Consider the following 15314-nt stretch of genomic DNA (forward strand, 5'->3'; position numbering starts at 1 on the left):
GGCGCCTTACGGCTGCCGGAACGACTGCACGTACCCGCCGGCCGGCGAGCCGACCCCCGTCACGTCGTCGTAGCCCTTCACCGCGGTCAGCGAGCTGTCCTTGCCCAGGCTGCGCACCGAGGTCAGCAAGCCACCGGCCGCGTCGTACCCGTTCGCGAAGTCGACGCGGGCGACCGCCAGCCCCGACCCCGTGGGGTTGTCCGTGACGTCGTGGAAGACGCCCTTCTTGCCGTACTTGGCGTAGATCGCCGGGTTGGCGAAGCCGAGGGGCTTGCCGCCGCGGGCCTCCTGGGCCAGGGCCTGGACCGCGGCGATGACCGGCGCGGCCAGCGAGGTGCCGCCGATGCGGTACTCGCTGTACTGCTCCGTGCCGTCCGGGAAGGTCTGGGTCTGGCCGACGAGGAAGCCGGTGTTCGGGTCGGCGATGGCCGCGATGTCCGGGACGACGCGGTTGCCGGAGGCGTTGTTGGCCTTGGCGAGCGACTCCGGCACGACACCCTTCTGGTAGTACGGCGCGGCGACCGTCTTGCTGGTGCCGCCGCCCGCGCCCGAGGTGAACGCGCCGGGGAAGCCGACCCAGCTCTTGCCGTCGGCCGACAGGGAGGCCTTCTCGGTGCCCCAGCCGGTCTCCCAGAGGTACTTGTCGCCCTTGCCGACGGCCAGCGAGGTGCCGCCGACCGCGGTCACCCAGGCGGAGTTGGCCGGGGTGTCGACCTGCTTCACACCGGTGTTGGCGACCTGGTCGCCGTCGTCGCCGGAGGAGAAGTAGAAGCCGATGCCCTGCACCGCGCCCAGCTGGAAGACCTGGTCGTAGGCGGCGGCGAGGTCCGGCGTCTGGTTGGCCTCGACGTCGCCCCAGGAGTTGGAGACGATGTCGGCCAGGTGGTTGTCGACGATCTTGCTGAGGGAGTCCAGCAGGTCGTCGTCGTAGCAGGAGGACGCGCCGACGTAGGTGACGTCGGCGTTCGGCGCGACCGCGTGGACGGCTTCGACGTCCAGGGTCTCCTCGCCGTACCAGCCGGCGGCCCCGCACTCCTCGGTCTTCGTGTAGTTCTTCGGCAGCACCTGGTGCAGCTGGCCGGTCTTCCAGGCCGTGTCACCGTTCTTCAGCGCGTACGTGCCGGCGTCGTAGGCGATCGTCGGGGAGGCGTACGCGTCCGTGATCGCGATGCGGACTCCGTGGCCGGTGTACGTGCCCGCGCCGTACGCGGCGCGCAGCTGCTTGCCGGTGTAGCCCTTGACGGCGTACGGGATCTTCTGGCCGTAGGCGTCCGGGAGCGTCGTCGCGACGTTCGAGCCGTAGTACGAGGAGAAGGGGCCCGCGTTCTTGAACACCGCGTCCGGGGGCGGCAGCTGGTCGTCGTGGTTCGCCTTGTGCGGGGCGGTGTCCAGGCCGGTGACGGTGAGGACCGCGCCCTTCAGGGCGGCCGGGGCGGAGGCTGTCCGCGCCGGGGCGCGGTAGGTCTTGGTGCCCTTGGCGTAGTTGTGCAGCTGGGTGCCGAACGCCTTCTCGGCGGCGGCCACGTCACCGGAGACGGCGACGTAGTGCGGGGTGACCGCGGTGACCGTCAGACCGGCCGACTTCAGCCAGGACGTGACGGCGGCCACCTGGGCCTTGGTGGCCCCGAAGCGGGCCTGCGCCTTCTTGGCGCTGAGGTATTTGCCGTACAGCGGCGAGCTGGGGTCGGACACCGCCTTGGCGTAGGCGGCGAGTCCGGCCGCGTCCCGGCCCGCCAGGTAGACGCGGGCCTTGACCTGGGCTTTGTCCGAGGTCGCGCCCTTGTCCGCCTTGGCCGTGGCCCAGAGCGGCTTGGTGCCCTTCAGTACGTCACGAGCGGGGCTGTCCGCGGCGTGTGCCGCGGGTATGCCCAGCGCCAGCGCACCGGCGATCATGGGCAGTGTCGCTGCCATGCTCACGCCGGCGCGCACGGTGGCGCGGTTGGATCTCATAGAACCCCCTGCGATGCGGTTCGCATGCATGTAGTGGTCGGAACCTCGCGGCTCCGCGCGCCGGCCCGCGGCGGTGTCGGCCGACGAGTGGATCACACGATCGGGGCCACTCTTGCGATGAACCGTTCATGTCAGGGGAACGTAAAAGTCAAGAGAAGTTCAAGTAACCGCCTCGTAGGGCGATTTGATGCTTTCGTCCTTACGGCGGTGTTACGAACGGGCTTGCGCGCCCCGTTCCTTGAGCATTCCGGCCATCAGTTCGATCTCCGACTGCTGCGCGTCGACCATGCCCTGCGCGAGCCGCTTCTCCACGCCGACCGTGCACGTGGCGGCACAGCCCTCGGCCATGTGGATGCCGCCCTTGTGATGGTCCGTCATCAGCTGGAGGTAGAGGACCTCGGCCTGCTTGCCGCTGAGCGACCGGAGCTTCTTCAGCTCGGTGTTCGTGGCCATCCCCGGCATCAGCGCGCCGTCCTTGCCGGAGGCCATGCCGCCCATGCCCATCCAGGTCATCGGCGGGTCGGCCGACACCTTGGGCAGCTCCCACAGGTCCAGCCAGCCCAGCAGCATCCCGCGCTGGTTGGCCTGCGTCTGCGCGATGTCGTAGGCGAGCCGCCGTACCTCCTCGTCCTTCGTGCGGTCGCGCACGATGTACGACATCTCGACGGCCTGCTGGTGGTGGACGGCCATGTCCCGGGCGAACCCGGCGTCGGCCGACTCCGCGCTCGGCGTCTCCGGATCCGGTCCGCCGGTCTCCTCGGCGACCGCGTAGGTGATCGCACCGGCCGCGACGAGCACCGCCGCCGCGGCCCCGGCGATCCAGCCGACGTGCTGCCGCCTCACTTCATGACCCCGCCGGTGCACGAGGCGCCCGGCTCGGGCGTCTGCTTCCCCTGCACGTACGTGGCGAAGAACTTGTCCACTTCCGGATCCTTCGCGCTCTTCACCGCCACCTGGTGGCCCCAGGCCGACAGGATCAGCGGGGCGTCCTGGTTCTCGTACGGGCTCATCAGCGAGTAAGGCGTCTTCTTCACCTTCGCCGCGAGCGCGTCGACGTCGGCCTTGTCCGCCTTGTCGGTGTACGTCACCCAGACCGCGCCGTGCTCCAGCGAGTGCACGGCGTTCTCGTCCGGCACCGCCTTGGTGTAGACGTCGCCGTTGCAGTTCAGCCAGACCGGGTTGTGGTTGCCGCCGACCGGCGGGTGCATCGGGTACGACACCTTGGTCGTCACGTGCGTCCGGGACAGCTTGCCCGACCAGGTCTTCACCCCGTCCTCGCCGGTGGTGAACTTCCCGGAGTCCCCGGAGCCCTTGGGGTCACCGCTCGGCGTCGCCTGGTCCTTGCCGGAGTCGCCCTGCGACTTCACCAGGACCACACCGCCCACGACGAGACCGACGACGACCACCGCGCTGGCGGCGACGGTGAGCACCCGGTTGCGGCGCTCGCGGGCACGCTCGGCCCGTCGCATCTCCTCTATGCGCGCCTTGCGCGCCGCGGTGCTGCTGTTCTTGCCGGAACCCATGAGGCGTGTCCTTGTGGAGAAGGGGACGTGGACGGTGGGGCCCGCTGATCGTAATGCGCGGGGGCCGCCCTTCCGTAGGGGAGGGCACACAACCCGATAATTTGAAGACGGGATGCGCATTACCTACGCTCGCGGTATGCGGCTGCTGCGCTCCACCGACCTCGCCCTGCGCGTCCTGATGCGACTCGCGGTGGTCGCCGACGCCACGCCCACGACCCGCCAGGTCGCCGCCGACATGGAGGTGCCCTACACGCACGCCGCGAAGGTCGTCGCCGAACTCCAGCGCCTGGGCCTGGTCGACGCCCGGCGCGGGCGGGGCGGGGGACTGGCGCTCACGGAGCGGGGCCGTACGGCGTCGGTGGGCGCGGTCGTGCGGACCTTCGAGGGCGACGGCGACGTGGTCGACTGCGAGGGGAGCCAGGGGACGCCGGCCTGCCCCCTGCGCTCCGGCTGCCGCCTGCGGGGCGCTCTGCGCGGGGCTCAGGAGGCGTTCTTCGCCGCGCTGGACTCCGTCACGATCGGTGACATCGTCGCTGAGCCGACGGGGCCTTTGCTGCTCGGGATCTCCCGGGGGCCGGGGTCGGGCTGAGCGCATGACGAAGTGCCACGAGGGGCCGCCTGGCGTGTGCGGCGCCGTCGTGGCACTTCGGACGCGGTCCCGTGCCCCTTAGGGGGCGCTGACGCTCAGCCCTGGGCCAGCCACAGGTCCGGGCCGAAGACCTCGTAGTGGATGTCGGCCGGGGACACGCCCTTCTCGATCAGCTGGGTGCGGATCGCGCGCATGAAGGGCAGGGGGCCGCACAGGTACGCGCGCGTGCCGGGGTGTACGGCGATGTCGGTCAGGTCGACCCGGCCGGTCCGGGTGTCCGGCTCGGCGTCGCGCTCGTAGAAGAAGTGCGCGCAGGCGTCGGGCAGCTTCGCCGCGTACGCCGTGTGGTCGGTGCGCAGGGCGTGGTCGGCGGGGGAGCGGTCGCCGTGGACGACGGTGACCGGGGCGCGGTGGCCGCCGCCCGCGAGGTCGGCCAGCATCGCGATCATCGGGGTCACGCCGATGCCCGCCGAGGCGAGCAGCAGGGGCGTGTCCGTGTCGCCGGCCAGGACGAGGTCGCCGTACGGCTCGGACAGTTCCAGGGCGTCGCCGGGCCGCACGCGCGCGTGGAGGTGGTTCGAGACCTCGCCGTCGGGCGTCGCGTCGCCCCGCACGCGCTTGACGCTGATCTGGCGCACCGCCTCGCCCGGCGCCCCGGTCAGGCTGTACTGCCGTATCTGCCGGGCGCCGTCGGGCAGGGTGACGCCGACGGAGACGTACTGCCCGGCGCGGAAGCCGGGCACCGGGCCGCCGTCGGCCGGACGCAGCCGGAAGGTGACGACGTCCGGGGTCTCCTCGATCCGCTCGACGACCTCCCAGGCGCGCAGGCCGGGGCCGCCGCTCTCCTCGTACAGCCGCTTCTCGATCGCGATGAGGGCGTTCGCCATGAGCCAGTACACCTCGTCCCAGGCGGCGGCCACCTCGGGGGTGACGGCCTCGCCGAGGACCTCGGCGATGGCGGCGAAGAGGTGCTCGTGGACGACGTCGTACTGCGCGGGGGCCACGCCCAGGGAGGCGTGCTTGTGCGCGATGCGGGCGAGCATCGCGTCGGGTCGCTGGTCGGGGTGGTCCAGCAGGTGCGTGGCGAAGGCGGCGATCGAACCGGCGAGGGCCTGCTTCTGGGCGCCGGAGGCCTGGTTGCCGCGGTTGAAGAGGTTGCGCAGCAGGTCGGGGTGGGCGTCGAAGAGGCGGGCGTAGAAGCGCTCGGTGATCTCGCCGATCGCCGCGCCGACGGCGGGCAGGGTGGCGCGGACGGTGGCTGCGGACTGCTCGGTCAGCATCGGGGCTCCTCGGAGAACTCGGCTGGCCGCCACGCTATGAAAACTTGCATCTGAGATGCAAATTTAACGGGCGTGGTGTCGGTCACGAGGGAAACGGACCGGCCATTACGGATGTAGCTCCGAGCAGGCAAGATGGGGCGAGAGCGCAGTACACCTGCCGTACGAGAGGCGTTCAGGGCGAGGACGCTCGGGCGATCAAGGTCCGCAACGCGCGTGAAATGGTGTTGTGGTGGGATGCTCAGGTGCCCGACCGCCTCCCGTGATACGGGGGACAGGCGGCCTGACCAGCAAGGATGGGGAAGCGGAAGATGGACAAGCAGCAGGAGTTCGTGCTCCGGACCTTGGAGGAGCGCGACATCCGGTTCGTACGCCTGTGGTTCACGGACGTGCTGGGCTTCCTCAAGTCCGTCGCCGTGGCCCCCGCCGAACTGGAACAGGCCTTCGACGAGGGCATCGGCTTCGACGGCTCCGCCATCGAGGGCTTCGCCCGGGTCTACGAGTCCGACATGATCGCCAAGCCGGACCCGTCCACCTTCCAGGTCCTGCCGTGGCGCGCGGAGACCCCCGGCACGGCCCGCATGTTCTGCGACATCCTCATGCCGGACGGCTCACCGTCCTTCGCCGACCCGCGGTACGTCCTCAAGCGCGCCCTCGCCCGTACCTCCGACCTGGGCTTCACCTTCTACACCCACCCGGAGATCGAGTTCTTCCTGCTGAAGGACCGCCCGCTGGACGGCTCCCGCCCGACCCCCGCCGACAACTCGGGGTACTTCGACCACACCCCCACCAACGTGGGCATGGACTTCCGCCGCCAGGCGATCACCATGCTGGAGTCGATGGGCATCTCGGTCGAGTTCTCCCACCACGAGGGCGCGCCGGGCCAGCAGGAGATCGACCTGCGGTACGCCGACGCCCTCTCCACGGCCGACAACATCATGACGTTCCGGCTGGTCATGAAGCAGGTGGCGCTGGAGCAGGGCGTGCAGGCGACGTTCATGCCGAAGCCTTTCTCCGAGCACCCCGGCTCCGGCATGCACACCCACCTTTCCCTCTTCGAGGGTGACCGGAACGCCTTCTACGAGTCCGGCGCGGAGTACCAGCTCTCCAAGGTCGGCCGCTCCTTCATCGCGGGCCTGCTGCGGCACGCGGCGGAGATCTCCGCGGTCACCAACCAGTGGGTGAACTCCTACAAGCGCATCTGGGGCGGCTCCGAGCGCACCGCCGGCGCCGGCGGCGAGGCCCCCTCCTACATCTGCTGGGGCCACAACAACCGCAGCGCCCTGGTCCGTGTCCCGATGTACAAGCCCGGCAAGACCGGCTCCGCGCGCGTCGAGGTCCGCTCCCTCGACTCCGGCGCCAACCCGTACCTGGCCTACGCCGTCCTCCTCGCCGCCGGCCTGAAGGGCATCGAGGAGGGCTACGAGCTCCCGCCTGGCGCCGAGGACGACGTCTGGGCCCTGTCCAACGCCGAACGCCGCGCCATGGGCATCGAGCCCCTCCCGCAGAACCTCGGCGAGGCCCTGACCCTGATGGAGGGCAGCGACCTGGTCGCCGAAACCCTCGGCGAACACGTCTTCGACTTCTTCCTGCGCAACAAGCGGCAGGAGTGGGAGGAGTACCGGTCCGAGGTCACCGCGTTCGAGCTGCGGAAGAACCTGCCGGTGCTGTGAACGTGGGGGGCCGGCGGTCGTGGACCGTCGGCCCTCCAGGGCGCGGCCCTGGTGGACACCTGCTCCGTGCTCGACGCGGGCGCTCGTCCGCCGCGGCCACCTGGCAGAAGGAAACATGTAGTCCAAGGTGCGGCGCCTGACCGGGCCGGGCCAGCCGCAGGCGGCCAGGAGAGTGCCGGACCCGTGTCACTCCCGGCGCAGGCACTCGATCTCGTAGTCCCCGCTGTCCTCGTCGACCGTCACCCCGTGCGTCTCGCTGCGGAAGCCCGGGAAGTGGCGGTCGAAGGTTTCCAGGGCCGTGAGGTAGCGCAGGAGGGGGCCGTCGGGGGTGCCGGTGGATTCGCCCGGCATGAGGACCGGGATGCCGGGCGGGGTGACCGTCACCATCGCCGCCGCCACGCGGTGCGCCGCGTCGGCGACGCGGACGCGTTCCGTGCCGCCCCGCACCAGGCGCTGGTAGCAGTGCTGCGGCGGGTGGACCGGCTCCGGCAGCTGCTGGAACGCGGTGTCCAGCAGCTCCACCAGGCGCGCCGAGCGCAGCTGCTCGTGCATCTGCCGGCACAGCTCGCGCAGGGTCAGGCCCGAGTAGCGGCGAGGGTGCGCGGCGACCGCCGCCGGCAGGACCCGGTCGAGCGGGGCGTCGGCGTCGTACAGGGCCTTGAAGTCCATCAGGGCGTCCAGCAGCGTGCCCCACTTGCCCTTCGTGATGCCCATCGAGAACAGGATCAGCGTGGTGTAGCTGTCGGTCTTCTCGACCACGATGTTCCGGGTGGCCAGATAGGCGGTCAGGACGCGCGCCGGGATGCCCTCCTCGGCCATCTCCCCGGTCGCGGTGATGCCGGGGCAGGTCAGCGTGACCTTGACCGGGTCCAGCATGCAGTGGCCCTCGGTCAGCCCGGTAAAGCCGTGCCAGGCCGCGCCCGGCTCCAGCAGCCAGCAGGACTGCTCCGTGCGCAGCAGCTCGGGCGGGGCGTCCGCGAAGGGCAGCCGTTCGCCCGTCGCCGGGTCGGTGACCTCCTCCGGCTGCCAGACGCCGAAGAACCACGGCGGCCGGTCCCCGGCGCTCTCCACCCGCCGGCGCAGCCGGACCATCTCCTGACGGAAGCGGATCGCCTCCGTCACCGCCTCGTCCACCAGCCACTCGCCCTGCGGGCCGTCCATCATCGCCGTCGCCACGTCCAGCGAGGCGATCATCGGGTACAGGGGCGAGGTGGTGCCGTGCATCATCAGGGCCTCGTTGAACCGGTCGTGCTCCACCGGCGCCCGGGGCGCGGACCGTACGTGCACCATCGCCGACTGGGACAGCGCGGCCAGCAGCTTGTGCGTGGACTGGGTCGCGAAGACCGTCGGCCGGTCCGGGCCCGGGAAGGCGTCCGCGTCCACCGACATCCCGTACCGCCCCCGGTACAGCGGATGGAAGCGGGCGTACGCGAACCACGCCTCGTCGAAGTGCACCCGGGGCGTGCTGGCCGCGAGCGCCCACGCGGCCGGTACGGCGGCGTAACTGAGGCCGTCGTAGGTGGAGTTGGTGAACACCGCGTACTGCGGCTCACGCGACACGGCTCCCTCGGCCAGCGGGTGAGCGGCGATCCGGGCCGCGATCGATTCCGCCGCCAGCTCGGCCGGGGGCAGCGGCCCGGCGAGGCCGTAGCCGTTGCGCGTGGGCACCAGGTAGACGGGCCGGGCCCCGGAGACCACCAGGCCGTGCAGCACCGACTTGTGGCAGTTGCGGTCCACCAGCGCCAGTTCGTCACGGGTGACGCTGAAGTGGCCCACCAGGCGGTTGCAGGTGGAGTCGCCGTGCAGCACGAAGTAGGTGAGGTCGGAGCCGAAGACGCGGGCCGCGTTGCGCTCCGCCTCCCCGATCGGGCCGGTGTGCTCGAACAGCGAGCCCAGCTCCTCCACCGAGATCGACAGGTCGGAGCGGAGCAGCCGCTCGCCGAAGTAGTCGTGGAAGGCGCGCCCCGCGGGCGACTTGAGGAAGGCGACGCCACCGGAGTGGGCCGGGGTGTGCCAGGAGTACTCGTGGGCGTCGTCGAAGCGCCGCAGCGCCCGGAAGAACGGCGGCAGCACGTCCTCCCGGTAGGCGCGGGCCGCGCTGGTGATCCGGCCCGCGATGAACCCCGGGGTGTCCTCCAGCGGCCACACATAACCGACGACCGTCTCCGACACCCACAGCGGCAGCTCCCGCACCCCCTCCTCCGCCATGACCAGGAACACCGGCAGATCCCGGAACCGCCGCCCGATCCGGCGCAGTACGGCGGCCCCGCCCGGCGCCCCGTCGAGGGTGCCGTCCGCCGGGGCGAGCGCGGCGCCGGGGCCGTCACCTCGCCGCCGCACGGCGTCCCCGGGAAGGTCCCAGGCGACCACGGCCGCCGCGAGACCCGCCTCGGTCCGCAGCACCGCCTCGGCGTCCTCGGCGCTGACCGCCCAGCGCACCTCGAAGCCGTCCGCCTCCACGGCGTCCCGGATCTTCCGCAACTGCTCGGCTCCGGCGCCCTCGGCGCGTGCATGCTGCGGTACCGCGACCAGGATCCTGCTGTCGGCCATCCCGTGCCCTCGCCCCCGGCGGCCACCCGGCCACCACGCCGGAAAGTCTCGGGCGCGACCGGACACGACGACGGCGGCCTCGTACGGCAAACCACCCTGACGACGGAAAACCCGGGCTGCCGCGTTGACCCCCGGCGGGGCTATCCGAGGTACGCCGGTGACACCGCCGCCGAGCTGATCCGGTGGGCCCGTCATGCTCACGCCGACATGCCCGTGGCCCGCGCCGGCCAACCCCACGGGTGAAGACCCGGTGAACGCCGGGTACTCACGCCCGCATGGCGGACATCCTCATCGGCACCTGCGGCTGGACCGACCCGGCACTGCTCAGGAGCGGCTGGTACCCACCCGGCCACCGCGACACCGAGAAACGGTTACGCCACTACGCCACCCGCTTCCCCCTGGTCGAGGCGGACTCCCCGTACTACGCCCTGCCGGCCCCGCGCACCACCGCCCTCTGGGCCGAACGCACACCCCCCGGCTTCCGCTTCGACGTCAAGGCGTTCTCCCTCCTCACCGGCCACCGCACCCGCCCCGCCACCCTCCCCCCGGACCTGCGCGACCACCCCCGCGACGAAGCCCTGCGTACGGAGATCTGGACCCGCTACGCCGAAGCGCTGGCACCCCTCCGCGACACCGGCCGCCTGGGCACCCTCCTCTTCCAGTACCCGCCCTCCCTCACCCCCGGCCCGAAGGCCGAATCCTTCATCCGCGCCGCCCGCGAACGCGCCCACGACTGGCCGTTCGCCGTGGAGTTCCGCGACCCCACCTGGTGGCACCCCACCCAGGCCGCCCGCACGACGGCGTTCCTCAGGGACCTGAACGCGACGGCCGTGGCCACCGACACCCCCGACGGCACGCCCCCCACCCCCGTCACCACCCCCCGCCTCCACATGATCCGCTTCCACGGCCGCAGCCCCCACTGGGGAAAGGGCACGAAGGAGGACCGCTTCCGCCACAGCTACACCGAGCAGGAACTCTCCGCCTGGCTGCCCCACATCCGGCAGGCAGCCGCCCAGGCCGAAGAGGTGCACATCCTCTTCAACAACTGCTGCGGAGACGCGGCCCCGAAGGCGGCCCAGACACTGCACGACCTCCTGATACGGGATCGGCGGAGGCCCGGGAGCGCCCGGGAACCCACGACGGCCGGCAGCCGCCCGTGGCGGGAAGGGGACGTGTCGGGCGGTGTCCGCCCGCAACGGCCGGCGAAAACCCCGGCACCGCACGAGTAACAGCCCGCCGGACCGAGGACGGACACCACCCGGCGCGGCCCCGACCGCGACCCAAGCCACGAGCCACCCGCACGGGCCGCCGCAGGCATACGACACGAACCGGCACGCCCGGAGGCCGCACTCGCAGGGGTTGCCGCCCCGCGTCCTGGCACGCCGGGGGGCCGCACTCGCAGGGGTTGCCGCCCCGCGTCCTGGCGCGCCGGCATGCCGCACCCGCAGCGGCTCACCCCAGCCCCGGCGCGCCCGGAAGCCGCACCGGCAAGCAGCCGCCGCACGCCGAGCCGGCAAGCCCCGGAAGCCGCACCCGCACTGGTCGCCGCCCCGCGTCCCGGCGCGCTGGCATGCCGCACCCGCAGCGGCCCGCCCCCAGCCCCGGCGCGCCCGGAAGCCGCACCGGCAAGCAGCCGCCGCACGCCGAGCCGGCAAGCCCCGGAAGCCCCACCCCCAGCTGCCCCGCAAAGCAACCCGGCAAGTCCCGGAAGCCCCAGCCGCCGGACGGCACCCCGCCCCGTCCGCCACAACCGCCGGACGGCACCCCGCCCCCTCCGGTTAGGCTCTGGCCAGGACGACAGAAGATCCGAGGGGAGACCACGGACATGACGCCGGGGCGCAGAAGCAGCACTTTCACCCGTCTGCTGCGGCACGGCTTCACCGACCCGTCCGCCGCCGAGCGTCTCCTCGACGGCCCGGAACTGGCCCCCGTCCGCGACGACCCCGTTCTCCTCGAAGCCCTCGGCGCCACCGCGGACCCCGACCTCGCCCTGCACGGTCTGGTCCGCCTCCTGGAGGCCCAGCCCACCCCCACCGCCCACCGCGAGCTGCTGGACACCCTCATCGCGGCCAAGCCCCTCCGCGACCGCCTGCTCGGCATCCTCGGCGCCTCCGCCGCCCTCGCCGACCACCTCGCCCGCCACCCCGGCGACTGGCAGGCCCTGGTCACCTACGAGCCGCACGACCTCCACCCGGGCGTCGCGGAGTTCGAGCGCGGTCTGGCGGAGGCCACCGACCCGGTCTCGCTGCGCGTCGCCTACCGCCGCTGCCTGCTCTCCATCGCCGCCCGCGACGTCTGCGGCACCACGGACGTCGCCGAGGCCGCCGCGGAACTCGCCGATCTGGCCACCGCCACCCTGCGCGCGGCCCTGTCCCTCGCCGAACGCGCGGCCCCGGAGGACGCCGCCGCCTGCCGCCTCGCGGTGATCGCGATGGGCAAGTGCGGCGGCCACGAGCTGAACTACGTCTCCGACGTGGACGTGATCTTCGTGGCGGAACCGGCCGAGGGCACCCCCGAACCGCAGGCCCTCCGGTCCGCGACGAAGCTCGCCTCCCACCTCATGCGGATCTGCTCGGAGACCACGGTCGAGGGCTCCATCTGGCCGGTGGACGCCAACCTCCGCCCCGAGGGCCGCAACGGCCCCCTCGTGCGCACCCTCAGCAGCCACCTCGCCTACTACCAACGCTGGGCGAAGACCTGGGAGTTCCAGGCCCTGCTCAAGGCCCGCCCGGTGGCCGGTGACACGGCGCTCGGCGAGGCGTACATCGACGCCCTCGAACCCCTCGTCTGGAAGGCGGCGGACCGCGAGAACTTCGTGGCGGACGTCCAGAAGATGCGCCGCCGCGTGGTCGAGAACATTCCCGCGGCCGAGATCGACCGCGAACTCAAGCTGGGCCCCGGGGGCCTGCGTGACGTCGAATTCGCCGTGCAGCTCCTCCAGTTGGTGCACGGCCGCACCGACCCCGCCCTGCGCAGCGGCACCACCCTGGACGCCCTGACGGCCCTCGCCGCCGGCGGCTACGTCGGCCGTGAGGACGCCGCCCGCCTGGACGAGGCGTACCGCTTCCTGCGCTCCATGGAGCACCGCATCCAGCTGTACCGCCTGCGCCGCACCCACCTCGTGCCCGAGGCGGAGCCGGACCTGCGCCGCCTCGGCCGCTCCCTGGGCCTGCGCACCGACCCGGTGGCCGAGCTGAACCGCGAGTGGAAGCGGCACACCGGCGTCGTACGCCGGCTGCACGAGAAGCTCTTCTACCGCCCGCTGCTCGACGCGGTCGCCCAACTCGCCCCCGGCGAGGCCCGGCTGCGTCCGGAGGCGGCCCGTGAACGCCTGGTGGCGCTCGGCTACGCCGACCCGGCCGCCGCCCTGCGCCACCTGGAGGCCCTGGCTTCCGGCGTGACCCGCAAGGCGGCGATCCAGCGCACCCTGCTCCCGGTCCTCCTCGGCTGGTTCGCGGACTCCGCCGACCCGGACGCCGGCCTGCTGAACTTCCGGAAGGTCTCCGACGCGCTCGGCAAGACCCCCTGGTACCTGCGCCTGCTGCGCGACGAGGGCGCGGCGGCCGAGAACCTGGCCCGCGTGCTGTCGGCGGGCCGCCTCGCCCCGGACCTGCTGATGCGCGCCCCCGAGGCGGTGGCCCTGCTGGGCGACGGCAGCGGAACGGGGCCCACGGCGGTCGGCGGCGGCCTCGCGCCCCGGCAGCGGGCCGCGCTGGAGCAGGAGATCCTGGCGGCCGTGGGCCGCGCGGAGAACGCCGCGCAGGGTGTCACCGCGGCCCGTGGCGTCCGCCGCCGCGAGCTGTTCCGCACCGCCGCCGCCGACATCGTCGGCTCCTACGGCACCGAGACCAGCCCCGCCGAGGCCGACCAGGGCGCCCTGGTGGACCGGGTCGGCGCGGCCGTCTCCGACCTGACCGCGGCCACCCTCGCCGGCACCCTGCGCGCGGTGGTCCGGGAGGGCTGGGGCGACACCCTGCCCACCCGGTTCGCGATCATCGGGATGGGCCGTTTCGGCGGGCACGAGCTGGGCTACGGCTCCGACGCGGACGTGCTGTTCGTGCACGAGCCGCAGGACGGCGTGGACGAGCACGAGGCGTCCGCCGCGGCCAACAAGGTCGTGGCCGAGATGCGCCGCCTGCTCCAGCTGCCCAGCGCCGACCCGCCGCTGCTCATCGACGCCGACCTGCGCCCGGAGGGCAAGTCGGGCCCGCTGGTGCGCACCCTGAAGTCGTACGAGGCGTACTACCGCCGCTGGTCCCTGGTCTGGGAGTCACAGGCGCTGCTGCGGGCCGAGCCGGTCGCCGGCGACGCGGAGCTGGGCCGGCGGTTCGTCGAGCTGATCGACCCGCTGCGCTACCCGGCCAAGGGCCTCACCGAGGACGCGGTCCGCGAGATCCGCCGGCTGAAGGCCCGCATGGAGTCCGAGCGGCTGCCGCGCGGCGCCGACCCCAAGCTGCACACCAAGCTCGGCCCCGGCGGCCTGTCCGACGTCGAGTGGACGGTCCAGCTGCTCCAGATGCGCCATGGCCACCACGAGGCGGGCCTGCGCACCACCCGCACCCGCCAGGCCCTGGCCGCTGCCCACGAGGCCGGGCTGCTGTCCGCCGAGGACACGGAGATCCTGGACGAGGCGTGGGTGCTGGCCACCCGGGTGCGCAACGCGGTCATGCTGGTGCGCGGCCGGGCCGGGGACACCTTCCCGACCGAGCCGCGTGAGCTGGCCGCCGTCGGCCGCTACCTGGGCTACGGCGCCGGGCACGCCGGGGACATGCTGGACGCGTACCGCCGTACCACCCGCCGGGCGCGCACGGTGGTGGAGGAACTGTTCTACGGCGACAGGGCCTGAGCCGGCGCGGGGGCCCGGGCCGGGACCAGCCGGGGCAGGGCGTGCGGCAGGCTGCCGTACCACATCCGGGCCACCGCGCAGCCGAAGGTCAGGCAGAGCGCACCGCCCACCGCGTCCAGCCAGAAGTGGTTGGCGGTGGCGACGATCACCAGCAGGGTGGCCGTCGGGTACAGCAGCCCCAGCACCCGCGCCCACGGCACCGACGCCAGCGCGAAGATCGTCAGTCCGCACCACAGTGACCAGCCGATGTGCATCGACGGCATCGCCGCGTACTGGTTCGACATGTGCTTGAGGTCGCCGGAGGCCATCGAGCCCCAGGTGTGGTGCACCATCACGGTGTCCACGAAGTGCCCGCCGCGCATCAGCCGGGGTGGGGCGAGCGGGAACAGGTAGTAGCCGGCCAGGGCCACACCGGTGGTCGCGAACAGCACCAGCCGGGTCGCCGCGTAGCGGCCGGGATGCCGGCGGTAGAGCCACACCAGCACCCCGAGCGTGATGACGAAGTGCAGTGTGGCGTAGTAGTAGTTCATCCCGATGATGAGCCAAGTCACCGAGTTGACGGCGTGGTTGACCGACTGCTCGACGGCGATGCCCAGCGCGTGCTCGGTGCGCCAGATCCAGTCCGCGTTGCGCAGCGCCGCGACCCGCTGCTCCGGCACGGCGTTGCGGATCAGTGAGTACGTCCAGTAACTCACCGCGATCAAAAGGATCTCGAACCACAGCCGGGGCCGCCGTGGCCGCCGCAGCCGGCCCAGCGGACCGCGGGGGACCTCGCCCGTGACGGCCCGCGGAACGGCCACCTCCTCGCGACCTTCCGGCTCTGTCACGGTCGAGTCACTCATAGGCACAGAGTCTGCCAGACAAGGCTTCCTCGGCCGATCATCCCAAGGTTGGGTCCGCGGCGCA

The 15314-nt window shown here is 72.4% G+C and carries 10 protein-coding genes; 4 read left to right on the forward strand and 6 right to left on the reverse strand.

Features of this window, described 5'->3' with window-relative positions; all coding sequences use genetic code 11:
* Positions 1 to 6 precede the first annotated feature (6 nt).
* The 3 genes from AB0L21_RS19620 to AB0L21_RS19630 all read right to left on the reverse strand — a co-directional run bounded on the left by AB0L21_RS19620 (position 7) and on the right by AB0L21_RS19630 (position 3473).
* Positions 7 to 1950 carry a S53 family peptidase gene (locus tag AB0L21_RS19620; RefSeq protein ID WP_365785329.1) on the reverse strand — a complete coding sequence of 648 codons (1944 nt, stop codon included), beginning with the start codon at positions 1948 to 1950 and terminating at the stop codon, positions 7 to 9.
* A gap of 210 nt (positions 1951 to 2160) precedes the next feature.
* Complete coding sequence (locus AB0L21_RS19625; RefSeq protein ID WP_365698510.1) at positions 2161 to 2793, reverse strand: DUF305 domain-containing protein; 633 nt, start codon at positions 2791 to 2793, stop codon at positions 2161 to 2163.
* The gene (locus tag AB0L21_RS19630) at positions 2790 to 3473 is read right to left on the reverse strand and encodes a DUF3105 domain-containing protein (RefSeq protein WP_365785331.1); all 684 of its coding nucleotides are present in this window, start codon (positions 3471 to 3473) and stop codon (positions 2790 to 2792) included. Before AB0L21_RS19630 ends, AB0L21_RS19625 begins: the two co-directional genes overlap by 4 nt.
* Positions 3474 to 3609: 136 nt before the next feature.
* Between AB0L21_RS19630 and AB0L21_RS19635 the strand changes: the two genes are divergently transcribed.
* The gene (locus AB0L21_RS19635; RefSeq protein WP_365785333.1) at positions 3610 to 4062 is read left to right on the forward strand and encodes an Rrf2 family transcriptional regulator; all 453 of its coding nucleotides are present in this window, start codon (positions 3610 to 3612) and stop codon (positions 4060 to 4062) included.
* A 95-nt stretch (positions 4063 to 4157) separates the two neighbouring features.
* Here AB0L21_RS19635 and AB0L21_RS19640 read toward each other — a convergent pair whose 3' ends face one another.
* A complete protein-coding gene (locus AB0L21_RS19640) occupies positions 4158 to 5342 on the reverse strand; it encodes a globin domain-containing protein (protein ID WP_365785335.1) in 1185 nt (394 codons plus the stop codon).
* Between the two features lie 308 nt (positions 5343 to 5650).
* On the opposite strand from AB0L21_RS19640, the gene glnA reads away from it, so the two are divergent.
* Positions 5651 to 7012, forward strand: coding sequence for a type I glutamate--ammonia ligase (gene glnA / locus AB0L21_RS19645; RefSeq protein WP_356343105.1), 1362 nt, complete (start codon positions 5651 to 5653; stop codon positions 7010 to 7012).
* Between the two features lie 186 nt (positions 7013 to 7198).
* Here the strand turns inward: glnA and AB0L21_RS19650 are convergent, their stop codons facing one another.
* Positions 7199 to 9562: an Orn/Lys/Arg decarboxylase N-terminal domain-containing protein gene (locus AB0L21_RS19650; protein WP_365785337.1), complete on the reverse strand. Its 2364-nt coding sequence runs from the start codon at positions 9560 to 9562 to the stop codon at positions 7199 to 7201.
* A 275-nt stretch (positions 9563 to 9837) separates the two neighbouring features.
* On the opposite strand from AB0L21_RS19650, the gene AB0L21_RS19655 reads away from it, so the two are divergent.
* Both AB0L21_RS19655 and AB0L21_RS19660 read left to right on the forward strand, forming a co-directional pair.
* On the forward strand, positions 9838 to 10791 hold the full coding sequence (locus AB0L21_RS19655) for a DUF72 domain-containing protein (protein ID WP_365785339.1): 954 nt from the start codon (positions 9838 to 9840) through the stop codon (positions 10789 to 10791).
* A 596-nt stretch (positions 10792 to 11387) separates the two neighbouring features.
* Complete coding sequence (locus AB0L21_RS19660) at positions 11388 to 14408, forward strand: bifunctional [glutamine synthetase] adenylyltransferase/[glutamine synthetase]-adenylyl-L-tyrosine phosphorylase (RefSeq protein WP_365785341.1); 3021 nt, start codon at positions 11388 to 11390, stop codon at positions 14406 to 14408.
* On the opposite strand, the gene AB0L21_RS19665 is transcribed toward AB0L21_RS19660, so the two are convergent.
* On the reverse strand, positions 14390 to 15250 hold the full coding sequence (locus AB0L21_RS19665; protein WP_365698535.1) for a phosphatase PAP2 family protein: 861 nt from the start codon (positions 15248 to 15250) through the stop codon (positions 14390 to 14392). The two genes, AB0L21_RS19660 and AB0L21_RS19665, sit on opposite strands and share 19 nt — an antisense overlap.
* Between the last annotated feature and the right edge of the window lie 64 nt (positions 15251 to 15314).

It is taken from the genome of Streptomyces sp. NPDC052721 (assembly GCF_040678315.1).
Taxonomy (GTDB): domain Bacteria; phylum Actinomycetota; class Actinomycetes; order Streptomycetales; family Streptomycetaceae; genus Streptomyces.

Coding starts and splice junctions, on each gene's coding strand:
- glnA (WP_356343105.1), top strand. CDS start 5,651: ATGGACAAGCAGCAGGAGTTCGTGCTCCGGACCTTGGAGGAGCGCGAC.
- AB0L21_RS19660 (WP_365785341.1), top strand. CDS start 11,388: ATGACGCCGGGGCGCAGAAGCAGCACTTTCACCCGTCTGCTGCGGCAC.
- AB0L21_RS19650 (WP_365785337.1), bottom strand. CDS start 9,562: ATGGCCGACAGCAGGATCCTGGTCGCGGTACCGCAGCATGCACGCGCC.
- AB0L21_RS19665 (WP_365698535.1), bottom strand. CDS start 15,250: ATGAGTGACTCGACCGTGACAGAGCCGGAAGGTCGCGAGGAGGTGGCC.
- AB0L21_RS19635 (WP_365785333.1), top strand. CDS start 3,610: ATGCGGCTGCTGCGCTCCACCGACCTCGCCCTGCGCGTCCTGATGCGA.
- AB0L21_RS19655 (WP_365785339.1), top strand. CDS start 9,838: ATGGCGGACATCCTCATCGGCACCTGCGGCTGGACCGACCCGGCACTG.
- AB0L21_RS19620 (WP_365785329.1), bottom strand. CDS start 1,950: ATGAGATCCAACCGCGCCACCGTGCGCGCCGGCGTGAGCATGGCAGCG.
- AB0L21_RS19640 (WP_365785335.1), bottom strand. CDS start 5,342: ATGCTGACCGAGCAGTCCGCAGCCACCGTCCGCGCCACCCTGCCCGCC.
- AB0L21_RS19630 (WP_365785331.1), bottom strand. CDS start 3,473: ATGGGTTCCGGCAAGAACAGCAGCACCGCGGCGCGCAAGGCGCGCATA.